Genomic DNA, 23,813 nt, shown 5'->3' with positions numbered 1-23,813 from the left:
TGGCCTTTGGCCAGCTGCGTCTTCGACTTCGCTTCCGCCCTTGCTTCGCCTTCGGCTTGGACAAAAGCACTACCATGCTGAAGCAGCTCAAGTCCCGTCCGCGACGAGCGGACGGCAAGGCCGACCGGCCGCCCGCAGCGACGCGACCTTCAGGTCGCATGAGCGAGGACAGCCTAAGGCCGCGGACGCGGCCGCCGGCGCTTGAGGCTAAACCAATATAATCAAACCTAACCCGGGATAACCGCCGCGGCGCTGGCGCCGTCGCCTTCGGGCGCGGCGATGATGTCGCGGGTCACGCTGCCCTTGGCGACCGTTGCCGTGCCGGGATCGCCCACCGCACTGCGGATGCCCGGAGCCGCCGCTCCGGCGCGTTCGAGCATGCTGGTTTCGACGCTGCTGCGTGCCTGCGGGCCACCGAACAGCGCTTCGAGCGTCTGCGATGCGGCGCTGCCTTCGGACGGGCGCGGGGCGCCGGGCTGCGGCGGCACAAGGTTGAAATCGGGCGGCACCACCAGCGGTGCCTGGCGCTGCACGGCAAACTCGTCGGGCCGGTCGCGGTTGAGCAGGCCGCCACCACCGCACGCTGCGGTCATGGCACCGAGGCCGGCGATCAGGGCGATACGGGCGAATTTACTCATCACTTGCTCTCCGCGGCGTCGGCCGCCTTGGTGTTCATGAGGCCATCGACCTCTTGGTCGTCCTTGTCGCGCATGAGGAAGGCGCGTGCAAGGACGATGACCACGCCGATGGTGATAGCCGCATCGGCGACATTGAAAATCAGGAAGGGGCGGAAATCGCCGAAATGCAGATCGGCGAAATCGACGACATAGCCCAGTTCGTAGCGGTCCTTGATGTTGCCCAGCGCGCCGCCGAGGATCAGTGACAGCGCGAAGATATCGCCGAGCAGTTTCTCGCGCAGCATCCACACGGTCACCACCAGCGCGATCACTGCGGTCACCAGCACCAGCCCCCAGCGCATTTCGGGCGAGGTCGCCTCGAACATGCCGAGCGAGACACCGAAATTGCGCGTGAAGCGCAGGTCGAAAATGGGCAGCAGTTCCATCGCCTCGCCGACCCGGTCGATGCCGAGCGTTTTGGTGACGAAATTCTTGCTCCACTGGTCGGAAGCGAAGATCAGCAGCGCGATCACACAGCCGATCAGGCGGTTCTTCAGCACCGGGGTCATTGCACGGCATCCAGCTCGGCGACCGCGCTTTCGCAGCGGTCGCACAAATCGCCGTCTTCCCCGACGCTGGGCAGCAGGCGCCAGCAGCGCCCGCACTTGTTTTCATCTGTCCGCGTGACCGTCACGCCGTCGCTATCGCCGCGCGTGACTGACGCGGTGATGAACAATTCGGCGAGGTCGGCATCGCTGAAGCCTTCGGGCACCGCCGCGGCGGGAACCACCACATCGGCTTCGAGGCCCGAGCGGATGACCTTGTCGCGCCGCAGCGGCTCGATCGCCTCCATCACGTTCTCGCGCAGTTCGCGCAGCTTCTCCCAGCGTGCGCCTTCGGCGGTCACACCCGGCACCTGCGGCCATTCGAGGAGGTGGACGCTGCCGCCGTCGGGGTAGCGGGTCGACCAGACCTCCTCGGAAGTGAACACCAGCACCGGCGCGGCATAGCGGACCAGCGCGTGGAACAGCAGGTCGAGCACAGTGCGATAGGCGTTGCGCTTCACGCTGCCCGGCCCGTCGCAATAGAGCACGTCCTTGCGGATATCGAAGTAGAAGGCCGACAGGTCCTCGTTGCAGAAATCAACCAGCAGGCGGGTGTAGGCGTTGAAGTCGTAATTCTCCGCCGCGTGGCGCAGCTTGCCATCAAGATCGGCCAGCAGCGCGAGGATATAGACCTCGAGTTCGGGCACTTCGCCGACATCGCCCATATCGCCGACGAACCCGTCGAGCGCGCCGAGCAGATAGCGGAAGGTGTTGCGCAGTTTGCGGTACTGGTCGCCCGCGCCCTTGAGGATTTCGTCACCGATGCGGTGGTCCTCGGTCGAATCGACGCTGAGCGCCCACAGCCGGATGATGTCCGCGCCGTATTGTTCCATGACCTTGAGCGGATCGATCGTATTGCCGAGGCTCTTGGACATCTTGCGCCCGTCGCTGGCCATGGTGAAGCCATGTGTCAGCACCTGGTCATAGGGCGCGCGGCCGCGCGTGGCGCAGCTTTCGAGCAGCGAGGACTGGAACCACCCGCGATGCTGGTCGCTGCCCTCCAGATAAAGGTCGGCGGGCCATTTGAGCGCCGGCCAGCGCCCGCTTTCGAGCGTGAAGGCATGCGTACAGCCCGAATCGAACCAGACATCGAGAATGTCGGCGACCATTTCGTAATCGTCGGGATTGTAGGCCTCGCCGAGGAATTCGGCCTTGCGGCTTTCGTCCCAGGCATCGACGCCGTCTTCGCGCACTGCGGCGATGACGCGCGCGTTCACTTCGGAGTCCTGCAGATATTCGCCCGTGCCGTTCTTTACGAACAGCGTGATCGGCACGCCCCAGGCGCGCTGGCGCGACAGCACCCAGTCGGGACGGCCTTCGACCATCGAACCGATCCGGCGGCGGCCCTTTTCGGGGATAAAGCGGACGCGTTCGATTTCGGACATGGCACGTTCGCGCAGCGTGCCGCCGCCCAGTTCCTTGTCCATCGGCACGAACCATTGCGGGGTGCAGCGATAGATGACCTTGGCTTTCGAACGCCACGAATGCGGGTAGGAATGCTGGTAGTCGTCGCTGGCGGACAGCAGCGCGCCCGCTTCGCGCAAATCGCTGCAGATCGGACCTTCGGGCGAATTGAACGGCTTGTTGATGACGCTGCGGCGGCGTTCCTTGCCGTTCTCGTCCAGATCGCCGGCGCCGAGCCATTCCCAATCGTCGCGATAGCGCCCGTCGGCCATGACCGCGAAGACCGGCTCGAGCCCGTTGGCGCGGCACAGCAGGAAATCGTCTTCGCCATGGTCGGGCGACATGTGGACGAGGCCCGTACCGCTGTCGGTGGTGACGAAATCGCCCGGCAGAAATGGGCGCGGCTTGGCGTAGAACCCGCCGAGGTGGTGCATCGGGTGGCGAGCCTTCGTCCCGGCGAGGTCGGAGCTTTGGACGAGCGTTACTCGCTCATCCCATTGGTCGGCCTCAGGCCACGGCTCTATGGGTTGACCACTCGGAACCGTTGTAACGCGCTTGATGAATTCGGCCGCAAGATCGCGAGCCAAAAGGTATTTGGCGTTCGGCCAAGTGATAAGCGCATATTCAATCTCCGGCCCATAGGCCAAAGCCTGGTTCACCGGGATCGTCCACGGCGTGGTGGTCCAGATCACCGCATGTGCGCCGACCAGATCTTCGTTCGGGCTTTCGGTGATCTTGAACGCCACGTCGATCTGGGTCGAGGTGATGTCCTCGTACTCGACCTCGGCCTCGGCCAGCGCGGTTTCCTCGACCGGGCTCCACATCACCGGCTTCGAGCCGCGATAGAGATTGCCCGCCTCGGCGAATTTCATCAGTTCGGCGACAATGGTCGCCTCGCTGTCGAACTGCATGGTCAGATAGGGATTGTCCCAGTCGCCCATGATACCGAGCCGCTTCAATTGCTCGCGCTGCACATCGACCCATTTCTGGGCATAGGCACGACATTCGGCGCGGAACTCGGCTGGCGGGACCGCCTTCTTGTCGAGCTTCTTCTTGCGGTACTGTTCCTCGACCTTCCATTCGATCGGCAGACCGTGGCAATCCCAGCCGGGCACGTAGGGCGCGTCCTTGCCCAGCAGGTTCTGCGTGCGGCAGACCATGTCCTTGAGCGTGTGGTTGAGCGCGTGGCCGATATGCATGTCGCCATTGGCGTAAGGCGGGCCGTCGTGCAGCACGAAGGTCTCGCGCCCGGCGCGCGCCTCGCGCAGCTGCTGGTAGAGTCCCTCTTCCTCCCAGCGCGCGGCAATCTTCGGCTCCTTTGCGGGGAGGCCGGCCTTCATGGGAAAATCGGTCTTGGGCAGGAAGACCGTGTCTCTGTAATCGCGCTTTTCGGACATAGAGGCGAGCCGTTAGGCCAAACCCGCTCCGCAATAAAGACTTTCGTCGCCCCTGCGCAGGCAGGGGCCCAGATAAGCTTGCGGAGTGTGTAAGGGTGACATCGGCTGGACTCCTGCCTGCGCAGGGGTGACGGTTCAGGAGAGGAGGCGCCTAGCCTCTTCGCAATCCTTCTCCATCTGCGCGATCAGCGCATCAAGGCTGTCGAACTTGCCCTCGCCGCGCAGGAAATGGTGGAAGGCCACCTCGATCTCCTGCCCGTAGAGATCGCCGGAGAAGTCGAAGAAATAGGGCTCGAGCAATTCCTTGGGCGGATCGAATTGCGGGCGCACGCCGATATTGGCCGCGCCCTTCAGCTCCTGCCCGGTGGCGAGCACGCGGCCTGTCACCGCATAGATGCCGTACCGGGGGCGCAGATAGTGTTCGACCGGCAGGTTGGCGGTGGGATAGCCGATCTCGCGCCCGCGCTTGTCGCCATGCTGCACCACGCCGCGGATCGCGAAGGGGCGGGTCAGCAGCCGCGCGGCTTCCTGCGGGTCGCCATTGCGCAGGGCATCGCGTACGCGGCTTGAGGATACAGGCGCACCTTCATCCACCACCGGGGGCACTGCGCGCGCTTCGATCCCGCTGTCCTTGCCGAGGCTGACGAGCCTGTCGAAATTGCCGCCGCGCGCCTTGCCGAAAGTGAAATCCTCGCCGGTCACCACGCCCGCAACGCCGAGATGCTCGCCAAGCAGCTTATGGACGAAATCCTCCGCAGTCGTGCCCGCCAGTTCGCCGTCGAAATGGAACACCAGCATCGCGGTGGCGCCGGCGGCGAGATAAAGTTCCTGCCGCTGTTCGAGCGTGGTCAGGCGGAAGGGTTCGGCATCGGGCTTGAAATGGCGCACCGGATGCGGGTCGAAGGTGGCGATGATCGAGGGGCGGCCTTCTTCGCGCGCCCAGCGAATCGCCTCGCCCGCCACCGCCTGGTGGCCGAGGTGGAAACCGTCGAAATTGCCCAGCGCGACGATCGCGCCGCGCAGGCTTTCGGGCAGCTGTTCCCGATGGTCGAGAAACCTCATCCCGCACTCTCCAGTGGGACCAGCCCGGCGCGGATGACCCGCAGTGCATTGCCGCCCATTGCGGCGCGGATTTCGTCTTCGCTAAAACCTTCGTCAAGCAGCGCCTGCGTCACCTGAAGCAAGTGCGCGGTGTCGAAACGCACTGTCGTGGCCCCGTCGTAATCGCTTCCCAGCGCGACATGCTCGATCCCGACGAGGTCACGGACATGTTTCATCGCTTGCGCCGCCGAGCGCGGGCTGGTGTCGCAGACCGCCCCGTCCCAATAGCCGATCCCCACCACGCCGCCGGTCTTCGCGACGCCGCGGAGCTCCGCATCGGTCAAATTGCGGTTGACCCGGCAGGTTGCCTGCACCCCGCCATGGCTCGACACGACCGGGCGCTTTGCCATCGCCAGGACCTCGGCAACGCATTCGTGGCTGCAATGCGCGATGTCGACGATCATCCCCATGCGCTCCATCCGGTCGATCACCTCGCGGCCCATCGGCGTGAGGCCGCCCTTGTCGAGCCCGTGCATCGATCCGGCGAGTTCGTTGTCGAAGAAATGGGTGAGCCCCGCCATGCGCATCCCCGCGGCGTAGAGCGTATCGAGATTGTCGGGATCGCCCTCGAGGCTTTGCAGCCCTTCGGCGCTGAACAGCGCGCCGACCGGCCTGGGTCCTCCCTTGCCTTCGCGGGCGACCGTCAACCGCCGGACATCGCCGGGCGTCCATATCTGGTAGAGTTCGTCGCGGCCGGTCTCGATCGCCGTCTCCAGCTTCTGCGCATGCCAAAGCGAGCGTTCGAGCAGGCTTCCCCATGTGCGCACCGGCTGGAGCTGCGCGATGGCGAGCAGGGTGATGTTGTCGCTATCGGCACTATTGGCGTCGTAATTCTGGTCCTTGGGGGTCTTGGTCACGCTCGAGAAGACCTGCAGCGCGACATTGCCTTCGCGTAAACGAGGCACGTCGACATGCCCGCGGCCCGCGCGTTCGAGCAGGTCGCGCTTCCACAGGAGCGTATCCGAATGCAGATCGACGATATCGAGCGTCGCGTGGAGAGCCTTGGCCTCCTCCGACACTTCGATCAGCGGCTCGCCGTCGACCTGGTTCATCCCCCGCTCGACCACGCCGGGGGCGAAGGTGAAGAAGGCTGCCAGTGCGAGGGCAACCACGCCGGCCAGGCCGAGGAACAGCTTGCGCTTCATGCCGCGCGTTCCAGCGTAACGAAGCTGTAGGCGGGATGTTCGTCCGTGCCCGCGAAGTCCTCGCGGCCAACCACTTCCCATCCCGGGCCGGGCTCAGGCATGAAAGTGTCACCTGCGAAATCGGCGTGGATTTCGGTCAATTCGATCCGGTCGGCATGCGCGGCGAACACATCGAAGATCGCTGCCCCGCCGATCACCGCGACGTCGTCGCTGTCCGCCAGCGCCAGCGCCTCCTCGACCGAACGCACGACCTCGGCGCCGGTCGAATCCCAGCGCTCGCGCCGGGTCAGCACGATATGGCGGCGGCCCGGCAGCAGGCCGGGCAGGCTTTCGAAGGTCTTGCGGCCCATGATCATCGGCTTGCCCATGGTCAGCGCCTTGAAGCGCTTGAGGTCGGCGGGCAGGTGCCACGGCAGCGCGCCGTCGCGGCCGATGCAGCCATTGGCGGCGCGGGCATAGATCAGGAACAGGCTCACCGTTCGAGCCGGGTCACATGGCCCATCTTGCGCCCGGCGCGCACCTGGGCCTTGCCATAATCGTGCAGGTGCGTGTCGGGGGTGTCCAGGTGGCCGTGTGCCCCCTTTATGTCCTTGCCCACGACATTGGTCATGGTGACCGATTTCGCGGCCGTCGCAGTGTCGCCCAGCGGGAGGCCCGCGACCACGCGGACATGGTTCTCGAACTGGCTGGTGACCGCGCCCTCGATCGTCCAGTGCCCCGAATTGTGGACCCGCGGGGCCATTTCGTTGAACACCGGTCCATCGCGCGTGGCGAAGAATTCGAGCGTCAGCACGCCGACATAGTCAAGCGCATCGGCGACCTGCCGGGCGAGGTCGCGCGCCGCTTCGACCTGCGCCTCGATCGGTTCGCCCGCGGGCAGCGTCGAGGTGGCGAGCACCCCGTTTTCGTGGCTGTTGCGCGGCGAATCCCAGAAGCGGATCGCGCCATCCTGCGCGCGCACGAGGATCACCGAGAACTCGGCTTCGAACTCGACGAAGGCTTCGTACACCAGCGGCGTCTCGGGCAGGCTCAGCCCGGCGACATCGCGGTCCGAACCGATCCGCCACTGGCCCTTGCCGTCATAGCCGTCACGCCGCGTCTTGAGGATGCCGGGCACGCCCAGCCGGTCGACCGCGGCTTCGAGGTCGGCGCGCGAATCGACCCGCGCATACGCCGCGGGCCGTCCGCCGAGGTCCTCGACGAAGCGCTTTTCCGCGAGCCGGTCCTGCGCGGTCTCGAGCGCGCGGGGATGGGGGAAGATGCGGCCGGCGGGCATGGCCTGTGCGGTCGCCACGGGGACGTTCTCGAATTCCCAGGTCACCACATCGCATTGTGCGGCAAAGGCGGCGAGCGCCGCGGTGTCGTCCCACTTGTTGTGAAACACATCGTCGCACACCTGGCTGACCACATTGTCGCCTTCGGGAGCGTAAGCAATGCAGCGATAGCCTAGCTGCGCCGCGCTCATGGCCATCATCCGGCCAAGCTGGCCGCCCCCGAGGATCCCGATCGTACCGCCGCGCCCCAGCATCAATCGACGGGACGTTCGGTCACGGCGGCGCTGCGTGCAGCGCGCCAGTCCTGCAGCCGCTGCGCCAGCGCGGTATCGTGCGTGGCAAGGATCGCCGCGGCGAGCAGGCCGGCATTGGTCGCCCCCGCCTTACCGATGGCGAGCGTGCCGACCGGAACCCCGGCGGGCATCTGGACGATCGACAGCAGGCTGTCCTCGCCCGACAGCGCCTTAGACTTCACCGGTACGCCGAGCACGGGCACATGCGTGAGTGCCGCGATCATGCCGGGAAGGTGCGCCGCACCGCCGGCCCCCGCGATAATCACTTCGAAGCCTGCCGCAGCCGCGCCCTTGGCGAAATCATACATCCGGTCGGGCGTGCGATGCGCGGAGACGATACGCACATCGGCGGCGACCCCCAGCTCGTCGAGCACTTCGGCGGCGCAGGTCATGGTCTCCCAATCCGACTGGCTGCCCATCACGACCGCGACCTTGGCGTTTCCCGCAGCCGTCATCTCAGCTATCCTTCAGATAATAGCGTTCGCCCGTCACCTGCGTGCCGTCGAATTCGTAGATGATCGGCTGGCCGGTAGGAATCTCGAGCCCGGTAATCTCGTCATCCGAGATGTTCGACAGGTGCTTGACCAGCGCGCGCAGCGAATTGCCATGTGCGGAAATGATCACCGTCTCGCCCTTGCCGAGCTGCGGCAGGATCGCTTCTTCCCAATAGGGCAGGACGCGTTCGATGGTGAGCTTGAGGCTCTCGGTGCGCGGCACGTCGATCCCGGCGTAGCGCGGGTCGTCCGCCAGGTCGAAGGTGCTCCCCGGCTCGAGCTCGGGCGGCGGCACGTCGAAGCTGCGGCGCCAGATATGCACCTGCTCGTCGCCATGACGCTCGCGGGTTTCCTGCTTGTTGAGGCCGGTCAGCCCGCCATAATGGCGCTCGTTAAGATGCCAGTCGCGCGTCACCGGGATCCACAGTCGGTCGCAGGCTTCGAGCGCGATATTGAGCGTCTTGATCGCGCGCTTCTGGACGCTGGTGAAGGCAAGTGTGGGCAGGACGCCTCTAGCCTTCATCAGTTCACCCGCTTCGCGCGCCTCGACCTCGCCCTTTTCGGTCAGATCGACATCCCACCAGCCGGTGAAACGGTTGGCGAGGTTCCACTCGCTTTGCCCGTGACGGACGAGGATCAGCTTGGACACTGGGAGGCTCCCGTAATTCCCCTAGGAGCAAGGCGCGTTAGCTGCCCGCATCGTCCTTGGAAAGGGGGTGCGCGTCCGATTCGCGCATTTCGCGGCCCTGCGCTTTGCGGCGGCGCAGGTTCTCGCGAAGTTTCGCGGCAAGGCGCTCCTCGCGGGTCATTTCGTCTTTTTCAGCGGCCATGGCGCAACTCTTCGGCAAAACGCGCGCGATAAGCAACCTAAGGTTGACTTCTCCCGCGTCTCTGCCAATAGCGCGCGCCTCCACTCCGCGACGCCGTTCGCGGGCACCATGTGCTGCTGTAGCTCAGTGGTAGAGCGCACCCTTGGTAAGGGTGAGGCCGGGAGTTCAATCCTCCCCAGCAGCACCATTTTTCACAGAGAAATGGTTTCCCGGTTGCGGGCTGTTCGCCCCGCTTGGAAAGCGGAGCGCGCTAGGTCGTGCGTTCGGACTTGTCCTGCGCATTGGTCCCCTTGATCATCTCGCGCATCGCGCTCCATTGCTCGTCGCCCATGTCCTTGAGCGCGCCGTAGAAACTGCCGCCGTGCGCCTTGTAGCCGGCACCGTCGATGGCAATCGTCTCGCCATTGATCCATTCCGCACCGGGCCCCATCAGGAACACCGCGAGATTGGCCAGTTCGTGCATTTCGCCATGGCGGCCCATCGGGTTCATATCGTCCTGCGAATTACCGCCGCGACCACCGGGCGACAGCCGCGCGCTCATCCCATCGGTGGGGAACAGCCCCGGCGCGATGGCATTGAAGCGCAGGCCATGGCGGCCCCATTCGACCGCGAGGCTCTGCGTCATCACATTGAGCCCCGCCTTGCTCATCGCGCTCGGCACCACGAACGGGCCGCCATTCCATACCCAGGTGGTGAGGATGGAGAGGAAGTTCGCCCGGCGTCCCTCCTCGATCAGCCGCTTGCCGATATCGAGCGTGACATAGAAGCTGCCGCGAAAGACGATATCGCTGATCGCATTGAAACCGTTCACCGAGAGGTCTTCGGTCCGGCTGATGAAATTGCCCGCGGCATTGTTGACCACGCCGGTCAGCGGTCCGTGCTCCCAGATCGCATCGACCATGGCATGGATCGCGTCGGGATCGCGGATATCGCAGGCATGGCCGACCAGCGTGCCGCCGTGGCGCCCGGTCAGCTCCGCCGCGGTTTCATCGAGCTTGCCCTGGCGGCGTCCGCAGATGTGCACCTCGGCGCCCAGCTTGAGGAAGGCCTCGGCCATGACGCGGCCCAGCCCGGTCCCGCCCCCGGTGACGAGAATGCGCTCGCCCTCCATCAGCCCGTCGCGAAACATCAATTGCGAAATATCCATCACCCTCTCCCCTGTTGGCGTGAGGCATAGCGCAGGTCGGCGGCGAAACTAGATTGAATCGCGGCGCTGTATTGCCTAGCTATAACGGTATGGACCAATCCGACGACCTGACCCCGCTCGACCCGGCCTATAAATCGCTTCTGCGTGTCCAGCTGGCGATCGCGGCGCTGGTCTTGCTGGTTGCGGCGACGATTGCCGAGATCGCGATCCCGGGCTGGACCGGAGCCGTGTGGATCCCGGCGCTGGCAGTGGTCGCCTATGCGCTGATCCGTGTGCCGCTGCGGCGTTACAATGCGCGCGGTTATTCGCTGGCCGGGGAACGGTTGCGGGTGGTGCGCGGAGTGTTCTTTCGTGCCGATACGGTGGTCCCCTTTGGCCGGGTGCAGCATATCGATGTCGGTCAGGGACCGCTCGAGCGCGCCTTCGGTCTCGCCACGCTCACCGTGCATACCGCAGGCACGCATAACGCCTCGGTATCGCTGCCCGGGCTGAAGCATGCGGATGCCACCGCCATGCGTGAGGATATTCGTACCGCCATCAGGCGCGATACGCGGTGAGCGAGGAACCCGTCGCAGCCCCGCTCCGGACCGACCCGCGCACATTCGCAGTGCGTGCGGCCTCGCTGGTCGGGCAGCTGGTCTTCCCGATCATCGTCGGCGGGTTCGCGATTCTCGACAGGGGCGATTTCGACGATGTCATCGTCTACTTCCTCCCGCTGGTGATTGTTGCGATCGGACTCAACCTGCTGTTCGCCTATCTGCGCTGGAGCCGCCTGACCTATACTGTCGGAGCCGCGGATATCCGCGTCGATAGCGGCGTGCTCTCGCGTTCCGCGCGCTCGGTGCCCTATGAGCGGATCCAGGACGTGAGCCTCGAGCAGAAGCTCTTGCCGCGATTGTTCGGGCTGGTCGAGGTCAAGTTCGAAACCGGTGCGGGCGGCGGTGACGACCTCAAGCTGGCCTATGTGCCCGAGAGCGAGGGCGAGCGGCTGCGCGAGCTGGCGCGGAGCCGCCGCGAAGGAATTGGTGCCGCACCCGTCAATGGCGCGGCCACACTTCCGCCCGATGAGAGCGCCCGATTGCTCTTCGCCATGTCGCCCAGGCGTGTGGTCACCTTCGGTCTGTTCGAGTTTTCGCTCGCGGTCGTGGCGGTGGCCGCCGGCCTCGCGCAGCAGTTCGATTTCATCCTGCCGTTCGAAGTCTGGGACTGGCGCGCCTGGCGCGAACAACTGGCCGGACCGGGGCAATGGCTGGCGGGACTGGGTTTCCTCGCCCAATTTGTCGGGGCCATCATCGCGGTCGGGTCGCTGGCGCTGATCGGTGTTCTGACCGGTGTGATCCGGACCGTGCTGCGCGAATGGAATTTCCGGCTCGAACGTACCGACAAGGGCCTTCGGCGCCGGCGCGGGCTGCTTACGCGGACCGACCTCGTCATGCCCGTGCACCGGGTTCAGGCGCTACGGATCAAGACCGGTTTCCTGCGCCGCCTGTTCGGCTGGCACACGCTCAAGGTCGTCAGCCTCGCAAGCGACAGCGGCTCCGCCAATCACGAAGCGGTGCCCTTTGCGCAGATGGACGAGATTGCGCCGGTTGTCGCCGAAACCGGGTTCGCGCTGCCGGGCACCGATATCGCATGGACCCGCGCGGCACCGGCTTACCGGATCGACAACTTCCTCCTGGGTTTTGCAATCCTCCTCGTGATCGCGGGTGTCGCGGCGGCGCTGGGCCGCTGGGAACTGGCGCTGCTTCCGCCGATCATCGGGGGCGTCTGGATCGGGTTGCACGAATATCTGTCCTGGCGCTGGAGCCGCCACGCGCTCGACGCACGCCAGCTGTACTCGCGGCGCGGCTGGTTTGCGCCAAACCTCGCGATCGGCTCACGGCGCAAGCTGCAATCGGCCGATATCGTTCGCCACCCGCTAGCGCGCCTGCGCGGCTATGCGGATCTTCACTTCGGACTGGCGGGTGGTCGCTTGTGCATGCGCGGACTGGCGCTGGCAGATGCCCGGCGCATCCGCGATAGTGTGCTCGACAGCATGGCCGAGCAGGACTTCTCCGAAATCGTCGACGGGGCGCCGCGCGAAGCCTAGGCGCGCAGATCTGCCCATTCGGGATGGCGATCGAATTGCGCCGCGACATAGGAACAGGTCGGGATGATCTTGAAGCCTTCGCTACGCGCATCCTCGATCAGCGCCTCGACCAGACGAGCGGCAATGCCCTGGCCGCGCAGCGCGGCGGGGACCACCGTATGCTCGGCATCGCGCGCATCGTTGCGCAAGGTCCATGTCAGCCGGCCAGAAGCCGGATTGTCGCCGATACTAACCAAATATTCTCCGTGAGTTACCCGGTTACGACGTTCGATTACAATTTCGTCCGTTTTCATTGTCGAAAGTTTCCTTTCTGGGCAACCAACGCACACATGGCTATGGCGTTCCGATGCAGTTTCTCTCCGATAATGCCGCCTCGGTCCACCCTGCCGTATGGGATGCTCTCAAGGCCGCAGATACCCCCGATACGCCTTATGATGGCGATGCACTGAGCGCCGCTCTGGACGACAGTTTCGCGCAAGTATTCCAGCGGCCCTGCACCGTGCTGTGGGTCGCCACGGGCACCGCGGCAAACTGCCTCGCACTGGCAACGATGGTGCCGCCGCACGGCGGCCTCGTGTGCCACGAGGAAGCGCATATCGAGATGGACGAGGGCGGGGCCCCCGGTTTCTATCTCCACGGCGCCAAGCTCATGCTGGCTCAGGGCGAGGGTGCGAAACTCACGCCGCAAACCATCGCTGCGGTTCTCGATCCGATCCGCGACGATGTGCATCAGGTCCAGCCGCATGCGATCTCCATCACGCAGGCGAGCGAATATGGTCGCAGCTATCGCCCCGAGGAAATTGCCGCGATTGCCGAACTCGCGCGCGAGCGAGAGCTCGGTCTTCACATGGATGGCGCGCGTTTTGCCAATGCGGTGGCTTTCCTGGACTGTGCACCCTCCGCGGCGGCTGGCCCGGTCGATGCGCTAAGCTTCGGCTTCATCAAGAACGGCGGCATGAGCGCGGAAGCAATCGTGTTCTTTGATCTGGCGCTGGCCGATGTCGCGCGTTACCGCCGCAAACGTGCGGGCCATCTCCAGTCGAAGGGCCGCTTCCTTGCCACGCAGCTCCAGGCCATGCTCGAAGGCGATATCTGGCTCGCCAATGCGCGTCATGCCAATGCCGCCGCGGCGGAAATCGGCACGGCCTGCGCCGGCCGCCTGATGCACCCCGTCGAAGCCAATGAGCTGTTCGTGCGCTGCACCCCGGCGGAGCGCGCAGCGCTGCGTGACCAGGGTTTCGGGTTCTACGATTGGGGCGATGATGCGGCGCGCTTAGTCACCGCATGGAATACCCGCGAACAAGACGCGACAGCGCTGGCCAAGGCCGTGGCTAGTCTATGAGCGCGGCACCCGAGGCGGAAAGCCTCCTCACCCCGCGCAATTTCGCTGCATTCCTGCTGGTCAGCCTGATCTGGGGCGGGACCTGGCTGGTCATCCGCGACCAGATCGCCAGCGTCCCCGCCAGCTGGTCGATCTCCTACCGCTTCATGATTGCCGCTTCCGCCATGTTCGCGCTCGCCGCCATGCGCCGCGAACCGCTCCGGCTGGTGGCGGGAGGATTGCGCTGGGCGCTGCTGTTGGGTCTGTTCCAGTTCACGCTCAATTTCGGCTTCGTCTACAATGCCGAAAGCTACATCACCTCGGGCCTCGTGGCGGTCATGTTCGCGCTGCTGGTGGTGCCCAATGCCATCTTCGGGCGCATCTTCCTCGGCCAGCCGATCACCGGAGCCTTCGTGCTCGGCTCGGCGATCGCCGCGCTCGGCGTCTCGCTACTGTTCGCGCATGAGTGGCGGTCCTCCCCGGCAACGCTGAGCGATGTTTTGCTGGGCGCGGCGCTGACCGTGGGCGGTATCCTTTCGGCGAGCGCGGCGAACATCACCCAGGCGATGGAGGGGGCGAAGCGGCAACCCTTCCTCGCGCTGCTTGCCTGGTCGATGACGGCTGGCGCGGTCATCAACACCATCTATGCGCTGGTTGCAGATGGCCCGCCGCAATTCGATCCGCGCGCCTCCTATACGCTCGGGATCCTTTATCTTGGGCTTGCCGGATCGGTGGTCACCTTCCCGCTCTATTACGGGCTGGTGCGCAAGGTCGGGGCGGGGCGCGCGGCCTACAGCTCGGTTATCGTGCCGATCGTGGCGATGGTGCTGTCGACGCTGTTCGAGGGCTTCGAATGGGGCCTCTTGCCGGCCACCGGGGCGGTGATCACGCTGGTCGGGATGGTGGTCGCGATGCGCGGGCGCGCCAATGCCCCGCCGCGGCGCGCTACGCCCGAGCCCTGATCGCCGCCAGACCTTCGCGATAGGTGGCAAAGCGCGGCTGCCAGCCGAACACACGCTTCGCCTTGCCGTTCGCGACCCGGCGGTTTTCGGCATAGAAACCGCGGGCCATGGGCGACAATCCGGCTGCGTCGATCGATTGCAGCGGGGGCGCCTCGCGGCCCAGCAGGCGGCAGGCTTCCTCGATCACGGCATTCTGGCTGGTCGGCAAATCGTCGGAGAGATTGTAGGCCCCCGCCGGTGCATCGGTTGCCATTGCAGCGACCACGCCAGCAACGATATCCGCGACATGCACACGGCTGAACACCTGGCCCGGCACGTCGATGCGATGCGCCTTGCCCGCTTCCACACGGTCGAACGCGCTGCGACCCGGGCCGTAGATCCCGGGAAGCCGGAATACCCGCGCACCCGCTTCGAGCCAGCGCGCATCGCATTCGGCGCGGGCCTGCCGCCGCCCGCTACCGGTTGGCGATGCTTCATCGACCCAGGCACCCGCTGCGTCACCATAGACGCCCGTTGACGAGAGATAGCCGAGCCATTTTCCCGACAGCGCGCTGCCGTACCGTTCGAGCACCGGATCGCTGTCCTCCGCTGGCGGGACCGAACTCAGCACATGGGTTGCGCGCGCCAAGGCCCCGCGCACGGCCTCGTCATCGCCGAATGCGAGATTGCCCGCGCTGCCCGTGGCATCGACCTGCCAGCCGCGGCCGCGCAGGGCGTCGGCGATTCGCGTGGCGGTATAGCCGAGGCCGAAGATCAGCAGGCGGCTCATTTGGCGTCGAGATAGCCTTCTTCGGGGACGACCACCTGCGGGTTCTCGACGTTATCCGCCTTCCACCGCATCGCCATGCGCACGCGGGTCGCGCCGCTGGGATGGTCGAAGAACACGAATTCCTCGAGCGGGCCGGGTTCGATCTTGCGATATTCGGACAGGCGCATCGCGACCTTGGCAAAGCCGTCGGGTTCCCGCGCGGCATCGAGTCCGAACGCATCGGCCTTGCTTTCCGCCCAGCGGATCAGCGAATTGGTCGCCGGGGTCATCAGGAACATCCAGATGCCCAGGCAGATCGCCAGCACGGGGAGCGAAGCGGGGTCGCCCATGTCGCGCACCCCCCACCGCTCGCCATAGCGGCGGATCAGCGCGGGGGCGACGCGGCTGGTGACGAACAGCCCCAGCGCGAAGAGCGACAGCAGGATCCCCACGATCCACCACGTGTGGTGCAATTTATAGTGGCCCATCTCGTGCCCCATCACCGCGAGGATTTCCTCTTCGCTGGTCCGCTCGAGCAAATTGTCGTTGAGCGAGATACGGATCGTCGGGCCGAGGCCCGAGACATTGGCCGAGATACGCTTGTGCTGCTTCGACTGGTCGAACACGTAGATGTGCTCGGCCGGAATTTCGTATTGCGCCGCCACCGCCTCGATCCGGTCGCGCAGCGGGCCGTCTTCGAGCTCGGTATACTCGTTGAACAGCGGCGCGATGAATACCGGACCCAGCACCATGGCGAAGAGCATGAACAGGCCGATCACGCCGGTGCTCCAGAGCCACCAGCTGTGCGGCGCGCGGCGGATCAGCGCATAGATCGCGACCACCGCCAGCGGCATGAGGACCAGCGCCATGGCGATACCGATCGCCTGCTCGCCCGCCCAGGCGCCGAATGTCTGGTCGAGCAAATCGTAGCGCTTTTCGCGGGTGTAGCCGGTGTAGATCGTCCACGGGAGCGTCACCAGCGTCCCGATCAGCGTGTAGAAAAAGGCGGTGATCGCGGTGACGATCCAGGCCCGTTTGCTCACCCGCTCGCCGAAGGCGCGCAGGGCATGCGCGATGCGGAAGCGCAGGAACAGCCAGTCGACCAGCACGCCGATCGCGGTGCCCCAAAGCGGCAACCAGTAGCCGCCTTCGAAATAGGCATCCGACTGCGCACGCGCAGGGCCCTGAAGCGTGTCGAGATAGGCGCGTGTCGCACTTGCGACATCGAAGCCGTCCGATGTGGCGGCAAGCAGGTCCAGCATGTCATTCCCTCCGTTGCGCTTCGCTGCGGCACGGGTGCAGTGCTGTCAATCACCCGACCCGCGCGAGCCGACCAGTGAACGCAAAGTCTCGACGGGCGTTGCAAGGAATGACACTACGTTTTCGACCCCGCATTCGACAGGAATTCCATGGATATTGCGCGCACTCCCGCCACGCCCGACGGCAATCCCGTAATGGCCGATGCCGCCATCGAACCCAAGGCACCACCGGTCATCCGGCGCGAGGATTACACGCCCTTCCCGTGGCTGATCCCGACGACCCGGATGGAATTCGAGCTGGGCCTGGAGAAGACGCGGATCACCACCACGCTGAATGTCGAGCGCAATCCCGACGCTGCCGCTTCGCCGACCATTCGCCTGAATGGCGACGGGCTCGCGCTGGTCTCGCTCGCATGCGACGGCGGGTCGTGCGACGGGCACATGATCGACGGCGACGATCTGGTCGTTACGCTGCCGGGCGATCGCCATGTGCTGACCATCGTTACCGAGCTCGCCCCCTCGGACAATTCGCAGCTGATGGGGCTCTATGCCTCGAACGGCATGCTCTGCACGCAATGCGAAGCCGAAGGGTTTCGCCGGATCACCTTCTTCCCCGACCGGCCCGATGTGCTGAGCACCTATACCGTGCGGATGAGCGGGCCGCGGGCGCAGTTCCCCGTACTGCTGTGCAATGGCAACCGCACGGGTGAGGGCACCGACGGCGACACACATTGGGCCGAATGGCACGATCCTTGGCCCAAGCCGTCCTACCTCTTCGCGCTGGTCGCAGGCGATCTGGTCGCGCGGACCGATCACTTCACGACCATGGGCGGGCGCGAGGTCGAGCTGAACGTCTATGTGCGCGAAGGCGATCTCGACCGCACCGAACACGCGATGGAGAGCCTCAAGCGCTCGATGCAGTGGGACGAGGAGGTGTTCGGGCGCGAATACGACCTCGACCTGTTCAACATCGTCGCGGTCAGCGACTTCAACATGGGCGCGATGGAGAACAAGGGCCTCAACGTCTTCAACACCAAATACGTCCTCGCCGACCCCGAGACCGCAACCGATGGCGATTACGACGGGGTCGAGGGGGTGATCGGCCACGAATATTTCCACAATTGGTCGGGCAACCGCGTGACCTGCCGCGACTGGTTCCAGCTGAGCCTGAAGGAAGGTTTCACCGTCCTGCGCGACCAGTTGTTCAGCGCCGATATGGGCAGCGAGCCGGTTAAACGGATCGAGGATGTCCGCGTGTTGCGCGGGGTCCAGTTTCCCGAGGATTCGGGCCCGCTCGCGCATCCGATCCGGCCCGATTCCTATCGCGAAATCAGCAATTTCTACACCTCGACAGTCTATAACAAGGGGGCCGAGGTGATCCGCATGATGCGCACCATGGCGGGCGCGGAGCGGTTCCGCCGCGGCACCGATCTCTATTTCGACCGCCACGACGGCGAGGCCGCGACCTGCGAGGATTTTGTCGCCGCGATCGAGGCGGGGACGGGTCTCGACCTGACGCAGTTCCGCCTGTGGTATGCGCAGGCCGGCACGCCCAAGGTAGCGGTCACACTTGCACATGAAGGCGACACTGCGCGGGTCAAGCTGACGCAGACGGTGCCCGCGACCCCCGGCCAGGGCGACAAGCAGCCGATGCCGATCCCGCTCAAGCTGGCGCTGTTCGATCGCGCCAGCGGGACGCATTCGGGCGAGCAATTGGTGGTGCTGGACAAGGACAGCGCCGAGTTCACCTTCGCGGGATTTGCCCAGCGACCGATCCTGTCGATCAACCGCACCTTCTCCGCCCCCGTCTCGATCGATCGGGACGTGTCGCGCGAAGACCTCGTCTTCCTCGCCGCGAAAGATGACGATCCCTTCGCCCGCTACGAAGCGATGCAGGAACTGATGACCGGCCATCTCGTCGCCGCCGTGTCGGGCGAGATGGATGATGGCGAACGCGAGGCGGCGCGGACCGATATCGCCCAGGCGATGCGCGCGGTGATCGAGGACGACCAGCTCGACGATCTCATGCGTGGCGAACTCATGGTGATGCCCGGCCAGACCTATATCGCCGAGCAGCTGCTGGTCGCCGATCCGGGCCGCATCCATGCCGAACGCGAGGCGCTGAAAGCCGATCTCGGGACGCGTCTCGCGGCGCAGTTCGATGCGCTTTACAAGCGCACCGCAAAGGTGCCGTTCTCGCTCGATGCGCAGGGCAAGGGCGCGCGCAAGGTCAAGACACTGGTGCTTGCCTATGCCGCCGCCAGCGATCCGGCCAAGGCTGCCGAACTCGCGGCGCATCAATATGACGGCGCCGACAACATGACCGACCGGCAGGGCGCGTTGATGGTGCTGGCGGGGCTCGACAGCGCGGCGCGTACGGGCAAGCTGCTCGACTTCTACAACCGCTATGCAGGCAATGCGCTGGTGATCGACAAATGGTTCGCGCTACAGGCCAGCTCGCTTCATCCGAGCGCCATCGAACATGTGAAGGCGCTGCGCGAACATCCCGATTTCACGCTCAAGAATCCCAATCGCGTACGCTCGCTCTATATGGCCTTCGCCGCCAATCCGCAGGCCTTCCATACTGCCGATGGCGAAGGGTACCGCATGCTTTCCGATCTCATTCTCGAACTCGATCCGATCAATGCGCAGACCGCTGCGCGCTTCGTCCCGCCGCTGGGCCGCTGGCAGCGGATCGAGGAAGGCCGTGCGAAACTGATGCGCGAGGCGCTCGAACGGATCGCCAAGGCGCCCAAGCTGTCGCGTGATACGTACGAGCAAGTGACCCGCTCGCTGGGCTAGGCACTTCGTGAGCACCTCTCTCAAGGCGGCGTCGCTGGGCAGCATCCCGCACGGGTTCTCGACCTCGGCGGGGCTCGATGTTGTCGAGATCCTTCCTGGCGCGCCGCTGGTTCGTCTCAAGCAGGTGCATTCGAGCGCAGTCTTCGCGGTAACCCATGCGGACAAGCCCTTGCCCGAGGGCGATGCATTGGTGACCGACCGACCCGCCCTGGCATTGGGCATCGTCACTGCCGATTGCGCCCCGGTGTTGCTTGCCGATCCGGCTGCGGGGGTAATCGGCGCGGCGCATGCCGGGTGGCGCGGAGCACTGGGCGGGGTGCTGGAGAACACTGTCGCGGCGATGGTATCGCTCGGCGCGGAGCCTGCGAATATCGTTGCCGCGATCGGCCCGACCATTGCGCAGGCAAGCTACGAGGTCGACGAAGGATTCCGAAATGCCTTCGAAGAGGAAGATGCGCGGTTCTTTGTGTCCGGCCGCCCCGGGCACTGCCAGTTCGATCTCCCAGCCTATGTCGCACACCGCTTGCAAGCCGCAGGTGTGGGGCTGGTCGAGGATCTGGGCGAAGACACCTACGCGCAGCCAGGTGGCTTCTTCTCCTATCGCCGCGCGACCCACCGTTCGCAGCCGACAAACGGACGCCAGATCAGCATTATCGGGCTGCCTGCCTGAACCGCGCGACCTAACGGAATCCAATCGCATACGATTGCGCGCACCTTTGTGTGCCATTGCGCGGGAGTGCACAAAGCTTGCCAAAATGGCGGTTGGCAACCTGTCGCATAGCGGCTAGAGGCGCGACCAAACCGGGCATACCGGGGGCTTTCGCGCACGCATCGTCGATCGGGCGCACCGGCTTTCCTGAACGTCCGGTCATTGGATTCGCACATCGCGCCGCAATGCCCCCGGGCCAGGCGCAGGTACAAGGCAGGCAAGGCAAGCGCTGATGGCAGAGACCGCTGCAACCGCAACTCCCGCAACGGCAGGCGAAACCGGCGACGGTATTCGGCGCCGCGATTTCCTCGACATCGCGGCCGTCAGCGCCGCCGGTATCGGTGGCCTCGCGGTGGTCTATCCGCTGGTGAGCCAGATGGCCCCGTCGAAGGACGTGCTCGCCGCGAGCTCGACCGAAGTCGATGTCTCGGCGATCGAACCGGGCCAGGCGATCAAGGCGGTGTTCCGCAAGCAGCCGCTGTTTATCCGCCGGCTGACGCCCGACGAGGTCGCGGCTGCCAATGCCACGCCCACGGATTCGCTGCGCGACCCGCAGTCGCTGGCCGAACGGACCAAGGAAGGGCACGGCGACATGCTCGTCACCATGGGCGTTTGCACCCACCTCGGCTGCGTCCCGCTGGGCGCTGCCGAAGGCGAAGTGAAGGGTGAGTTCGGCGGCTATTTCTGCCCTTGCCACGGTTCGCACTACGACACCGCCGGCCGTATCCGCAAAGGCCCGGCGCCGACCAATCTCGAAGTGCCGGAATACGAGTTCACCTCGGACACCGTCATCCAGGTCGGCTGAGCTTAGAGAGAAGAGACGAAACCATGAGCTTTCCCTGGGCCAAGGAATATACCCCGACCAATGGGGTCACCAAGTTCCTCGACGAGAAACTGCCGCTGCCGCGCCTCGTCTATAATGCTGTGGGCGCGGGCTATCCGGTGCCGCGCAACCTGTCGTATTTCTGGAACTTCGGTGTCCTCGCGGGCTTCTTCCTCGTCGTGCAGATCGTTACCGGCGTGGTGCTGGCAATGCATTATGCGGCGAATGCGCAGGTCGCCTTCGCGACCACCGAACACATCATGCGCGACGTCAACTGGGGCTGGCTGATGCGCTATGCGCACGCCAACGGCGCCAGCTTCTTCTTCATCGTCGTCTACCTGCACATCTTTCGCGGCCTGTTCTATTCGTCCTACAAGGCCCCGCGCGAGATGATCTGGCTGCTCGGCGTGGTGATCTTCCTGCTCATGATGGCGACCGCGTTCATGGGTTACGTCCTGCCCTGGGGCCAGATGAGCTTCTGGGGTGCCAAGGTCATTACCGGCCTGTTCGGCGCCATCCCGCTGGTCGGCGAGCCGATCCAGATCTGGCTGCTTGGCGGTTTCGCGCCCGACAATGCCGCGCTCAACCGCTTCTTCTCGCTGCACTTCCTGCTGCCCTTCGTGATTGCGGGTGTCGTCATCCTGCACATCTGGGCGCTGCATATCCCGGGTTCGTCCAACCCGACCGGGGTCGAAGTGAAAAGCGAAAGCGATACGCTGCCGTTCCACCCGTATTACACGGCCAAGGACGGGTTCGGCCTGGGCGTCGCGCTGCTGCTGTTCTTCACGATGGTGTTCTTCCTGCCCAACGCGCTGGGACACCCCGACAACTATATCGAAGCCAACCCGCTTTCGACGCCGGCGCATATCGTGCCCGAATGGTATTTCTGGCCGTTCTACGCGATCCTGCGTGCCTTCACCGTCGACTTCATCCTGCCGGCCAAGCTGCTGGGTGTGATCGCGATGTTCGGGTCGATCCTGATCTGGTTCTTCCTGCCCTGGCTCGACAAGTCGCCGGTGCGCAGCGGCCATTACCGTCCGCTGTTCCGCAAGTTCTTCTGGTTCGGTCTGATCCCCACGATGGGCGTGCTGTTCGTCTGTGGCGGCGCCCCGGCGGAAGAGCCCTATGTGATGCTCAGCCAGGTGGCGACGGCTTACTACTTCCTGCACTTCCTGGTGATCCTGCCGATCGTCAGCCAGATCGAGAAGCCCGCCCCGCTGCCCTATTCGATCACCGAAGCCGTTCTCGGCTCGGACAAGAAGGCAGTGCTGGGCGAAAACACGACGCCGGGCGTCTAAGCGAGTTACGAGAAAAGACATGACCAAGCTTCTCAGCATCCGCCTCGTCGCCATTCTCGTCGGCCTCGGCTTCGCGCTTATCGCGCTCTATTCCTTCGTCATCGGTGCCTATGCCTGGATGACCGAAGAGCCCGCCGGGCATCTTCCCTACGAGGAACCGCGCGATATCGCCTATTCCTTCGACGGCGCTTTCGGCAAATGGGATATCCAGCAGCTGCAGCGCGGCTTCAAGGTCTATGACGAAGTCTGCTCGGCCTGCCACAGCCTCAAGTTCGTCGCTTTCCGCGATCTCGAACAGCTGGGCTATGACGAAGGCCAGGTGAAGGCGTTCGCCGCCTCCAAGCAGGTGCCGGGCATCGATCCGAACACCGGCGAAGCGACCTCGCGTCCGGGCCTGCCGACCGACTATTTCCCGTCGCCCTATCCGAACAATGTTGCCGCGGCGGCAGCGAACAACAACGCCATTCCGCCCGATTTGTCGCTGATGACCAAGGCACGCGGTGACGGCACGAATTATGTCGCTTCGCTGCTCGCGGGCTATGCCGAACCGACCGAAGAGCTGCTCGAGCATCATCCCGAAGCGGCACCCGGACCGGGCCTGTATCACAACCCCTATTTCCCGAACCTCAACCTCGCCATGGCGCCGCCGCTGACCACGACCGGTCAGGTGACCTATGACGACGGGACCGAGGCGACGGTGCAGCAGATGTCGGAAGACGTTGCCGCCTTCCTGACCTGGACCGCGGAACCGACGCTGGTCGAGCGCAAGCAGACGGGCTGGCCGGTGCTGGTCTTCCTGCTCTTCGCGACGATCCTTGCCTTTCTGTCGAAGAACCAGATCTGGGCTGCGGCAAAGCGCAAAGCCGACTGATCGGCATTTCCAGACCAACGTATGACGCCCCTTGCATCCGCGCGATGCGAGGGGCGTTTTGCTTTCCGGGGAAAAGATGATGACGCCCGATGAACTCAAGGCCCTGGTCCGTACGATCCCGGACTTTCCCAAGACGGGGATCCAGTTTCGCGACATCACCACGCTGCTCGGTCATGGGCCGGGCTTCGCCGCCTCGGTCGAATGGCTGGCGGAGGCGGTCGAAGGCGCCGAGGCGATTGCCGGAATGGAAGCGCGCGGGTTCATCTTCGGGGCCGCGGTCGCGGCGCGGCTGCGCCGTCCGTTCCTGCCGATCCGCAAGGCGGGCAAGCTGCCGTGCGCCGTGATCGGGGTGGATTACGAGCTCGAATATGGGCTCGACCGGCTCGAAATGGATCCCAGCGCGGTGGCGCCCGGGCAGCAGGTGGCGATCGTCGACGATCTGCTCGCCACCGGCGGGACCGCGCTGGCGGCGACCGAACTGCTGCGGCTGGCGGGGGCCGAAGTGCGCCGTGCGGCCTTTGTCATCGACCTGCCTGATTTGGGCGGCAGCGCCAAACTTGCTAGCCAGGCAGTGGACGTGCGGACGCTGATGGGCTTCGAGGGCGATTGAGCGCGCGGCGATGC

24 protein-coding genes and 1 tRNA gene are annotated in these 23,813 nt (G+C 65.0%); 11 read left to right on the top strand and 14 right to left on the bottom strand.

From position 1 onward, the window contains the following. Positions 1-227 precede the first annotated feature (227 nt). The 10 genes from J2S32_RS10150 to J2S32_RS10105 all read right to left on the bottom strand — a co-directional run bounded on the left by J2S32_RS10150 (position 228) and on the right by J2S32_RS10105 (position 9,160). On the bottom strand, positions 228-638 hold the full coding sequence (locus tag J2S32_RS10150; RefSeq protein ID WP_253520765.1) for a DUF3035 domain-containing protein: 411 nt from the start codon (positions 636-638) through the stop codon (positions 228-230). Then, on the bottom strand, positions 638-1,186 hold the full coding sequence (gene lspA / locus J2S32_RS10145) for a signal peptidase II (RefSeq protein ID WP_253520761.1): 549 nt from the start codon (positions 1,184-1,186) through the stop codon (positions 638-640). Before lspA ends, J2S32_RS10150 begins: the two co-directional genes overlap by 1 nt. Next, a complete protein-coding gene (gene ileS / locus J2S32_RS10140) occupies positions 1,183-4,023 on the bottom strand; it encodes an isoleucine--tRNA ligase (protein WP_253520758.1) in 2,841 nt (946 codons plus the stop codon). The genes lspA and ileS overlap by 4 nt, the downstream gene beginning before the upstream one ends. A 135-nt stretch (positions 4,024-4,158) precedes the next feature. Beyond that, complete coding sequence (locus tag J2S32_RS10135; protein ID WP_253520756.1) at positions 4,159-5,085, bottom strand: bifunctional riboflavin kinase/FAD synthetase; 927 nt, start codon at positions 5,083-5,085, stop codon at positions 4,159-4,161. After that, complete coding sequence (locus J2S32_RS10130) at positions 5,082-6,269, bottom strand: dipeptidase (RefSeq protein WP_253520754.1); 1,188 nt, start codon at positions 6,267-6,269, stop codon at positions 5,082-5,084. Before J2S32_RS10130 ends, J2S32_RS10135 begins: the two co-directional genes overlap by 4 nt. Continuing rightward, the gene (locus tag J2S32_RS10125) at positions 6,266-6,745 is read right to left on the bottom strand and encodes a dihydrofolate reductase (RefSeq protein WP_253520751.1); all 480 of its coding nucleotides are present in this window, start codon (positions 6,743-6,745) and stop codon (positions 6,266-6,268) included. Before J2S32_RS10125 ends, J2S32_RS10130 begins: the two co-directional genes overlap by 4 nt. After that, a complete protein-coding gene (locus tag J2S32_RS10120; protein ID WP_253520748.1) occupies positions 6,742-7,797 on the bottom strand; it encodes a 5-(carboxyamino)imidazole ribonucleotide synthase in 1,056 nt (351 codons plus the stop codon). Before J2S32_RS10120 ends, J2S32_RS10125 begins: the two co-directional genes overlap by 4 nt. Beyond that, positions 7,797-8,291, bottom strand: a complete 495-nt coding sequence (purE, locus tag J2S32_RS10115; RefSeq protein ID WP_253520746.1) for a 5-(carboxyamino)imidazole ribonucleotide mutase — start codon at positions 8,289-8,291, stop codon at positions 7,797-7,799. The genes J2S32_RS10120 and purE overlap by 1 nt, the downstream gene beginning before the upstream one ends. A gap of 1 nt (position 8,292) precedes the next feature. Next, complete coding sequence (gene gpmA / locus J2S32_RS10110) at positions 8,293-8,979, bottom strand: 2,3-diphosphoglycerate-dependent phosphoglycerate mutase (protein WP_253520743.1); 687 nt, start codon at positions 8,977-8,979, stop codon at positions 8,293-8,295. A gap of 37 nt (positions 8,980-9,016) precedes the next feature. Next, on the bottom strand, positions 9,017-9,160 hold the full coding sequence (locus J2S32_RS10105) for a hypothetical protein (RefSeq protein ID WP_253520741.1): 144 nt from the start codon (positions 9,158-9,160) through the stop codon (positions 9,017-9,019). Positions 9,161-9,272: 112 nt separating this feature from the next. Here J2S32_RS10105 and J2S32_RS10100 point away from each other — a divergent pair. Continuing rightward, positions 9,273-9,347: transfer RNA gene (locus J2S32_RS10100), tRNA-Thr, on the top strand. Positions 9,348-9,410: 63 nt separating this feature from the next. Here the strand turns inward: J2S32_RS10100 and J2S32_RS10095 are convergent. Beyond that, positions 9,411-10,307: an SDR family oxidoreductase gene (locus J2S32_RS10095; protein ID WP_253520738.1), complete on the bottom strand. Its 897-nt coding sequence runs from the start codon at positions 10,305-10,307 to the stop codon at positions 9,411-9,413. 89 nt (positions 10,308-10,396) lie between these two features. Between J2S32_RS10095 and J2S32_RS10090 the strand changes: the two genes are divergently transcribed. Together J2S32_RS10090 and J2S32_RS10085 are read left to right on the top strand one after the other, a co-directional pair. Then, the gene (locus tag J2S32_RS10090; protein ID WP_253520735.1) at positions 10,397-10,864 is read left to right on the top strand and encodes a PH domain-containing protein; all 468 of its coding nucleotides are present in this window, start codon (positions 10,397-10,399) and stop codon (positions 10,862-10,864) included. Then, entirely contained in the window at positions 10,861-12,396 is a 1,536-nt protein-coding gene (locus J2S32_RS10085) for a PH domain-containing protein (protein ID WP_253520733.1), read from the top strand. The genes J2S32_RS10090 and J2S32_RS10085 overlap by 4 nt, the downstream gene beginning before the upstream one ends. Here J2S32_RS10085 and J2S32_RS10080 read toward each other — a convergent pair. Then, positions 12,393-12,689, bottom strand: a complete 297-nt coding sequence (locus J2S32_RS10080; RefSeq protein WP_253520731.1) for a GNAT family N-acetyltransferase — start codon at positions 12,687-12,689, stop codon at positions 12,393-12,395. The two genes, J2S32_RS10085 and J2S32_RS10080, sit on opposite strands and share 4 nt — an antisense overlap. A 53-nt stretch (positions 12,690-12,742) precedes the next feature. Here J2S32_RS10080 and J2S32_RS10075 point away from each other — a divergent pair, with 53 nt between their 5' ends. Both J2S32_RS10075 and J2S32_RS10070 read left to right on the top strand, forming a co-directional pair. Beyond that, on the top strand, positions 12,743-13,738 hold the full coding sequence (locus J2S32_RS10075; RefSeq protein WP_253520728.1) for a threonine aldolase family protein: 996 nt from the start codon (positions 12,743-12,745) through the stop codon (positions 13,736-13,738). Beyond that, positions 13,735-14,679 carry a DMT family transporter gene (locus J2S32_RS10070; protein ID WP_253520726.1) on the top strand — a complete coding sequence of 315 codons (945 nt, stop codon included), beginning with the start codon at positions 13,735-13,737 and terminating at the stop codon, positions 14,677-14,679. The genes J2S32_RS10075 and J2S32_RS10070 overlap by 4 nt, the downstream gene beginning before the upstream one ends. Here the strand turns inward: J2S32_RS10070 and J2S32_RS10065 are convergent. Both J2S32_RS10065 and J2S32_RS10060 read right to left on the bottom strand, forming a co-directional pair. Next, on the bottom strand, positions 14,663-15,448 hold the full coding sequence (locus tag J2S32_RS10065) for an SDR family NAD(P)-dependent oxidoreductase (protein ID WP_253520724.1): 786 nt from the start codon (positions 15,446-15,448) through the stop codon (positions 14,663-14,665). The genes J2S32_RS10070 and J2S32_RS10065 overlap by 17 nt on opposite strands. Beyond that, positions 15,445-16,689: a M48 family metallopeptidase gene (locus J2S32_RS10060; protein WP_253520722.1), complete on the bottom strand. Its 1,245-nt coding sequence runs from the start codon at positions 16,687-16,689 to the stop codon at positions 15,445-15,447. Before J2S32_RS10060 ends, J2S32_RS10065 begins: the two co-directional genes overlap by 4 nt. A 147-nt stretch (positions 16,690-16,836) precedes the next feature. On the opposite strand from J2S32_RS10060, the gene pepN reads away from it, so the two are divergent. From pepN to J2S32_RS10030, 6 genes are all read left to right on the top strand, one after another. Continuing rightward, entirely contained in the window at positions 16,837-19,488 is a 2,652-nt protein-coding gene (gene pepN, locus J2S32_RS10055; protein WP_253520720.1) for an aminopeptidase N, read from the top strand. Between the two features lie 7 nt (positions 19,489-19,495). Further along, positions 19,496-20,158: a peptidoglycan editing factor PgeF gene (gene pgeF / locus J2S32_RS10050; protein WP_253520718.1), complete on the top strand. Its 663-nt coding sequence runs from the start codon at positions 19,496-19,498 to the stop codon at positions 20,156-20,158. 271 nt (positions 20,159-20,429) lie between these two features. Beyond that, positions 20,430-21,002, top strand: a complete 573-nt coding sequence (gene petA, locus J2S32_RS10045; RefSeq protein ID WP_253520716.1) for a ubiquinol-cytochrome c reductase iron-sulfur subunit — start codon at positions 20,430-20,432, stop codon at positions 21,000-21,002. A 23-nt stretch (positions 21,003-21,025) separates the two neighbouring features. Next, on the top strand, positions 21,026-22,318 hold the full coding sequence (locus J2S32_RS10040; RefSeq protein ID WP_253520714.1) for a cytochrome b: 1,293 nt from the start codon (positions 21,026-21,028) through the stop codon (positions 22,316-22,318). Between the two features lie 19 nt (positions 22,319-22,337). Further along, positions 22,338-23,189: a cytochrome c1 gene (locus tag J2S32_RS10035; protein ID WP_253520712.1), complete on the top strand. Its 852-nt coding sequence runs from the start codon at positions 22,338-22,340 to the stop codon at positions 23,187-23,189. Positions 23,190-23,268: 79 nt separating this feature from the next. After that, a complete protein-coding gene (locus J2S32_RS10030) occupies positions 23,269-23,799 on the top strand; it encodes an adenine phosphoribosyltransferase (protein WP_253523052.1) in 531 nt (176 codons plus the stop codon). The last annotated feature ends 14 nt before the right edge of the window (positions 23,800-23,813 follow it).

It is taken from the genome of Qipengyuania citrea, assembly GCF_024171405.1.
GTDB classification, from domain to species: Bacteria; Pseudomonadota; Alphaproteobacteria; order Sphingomonadales; family Sphingomonadaceae; genus Qipengyuania; species Qipengyuania profunda.
Note: the sequence above shows the minus strand (reverse complement) of the source record. Positions and strands in the feature narration are given on the sequence as shown.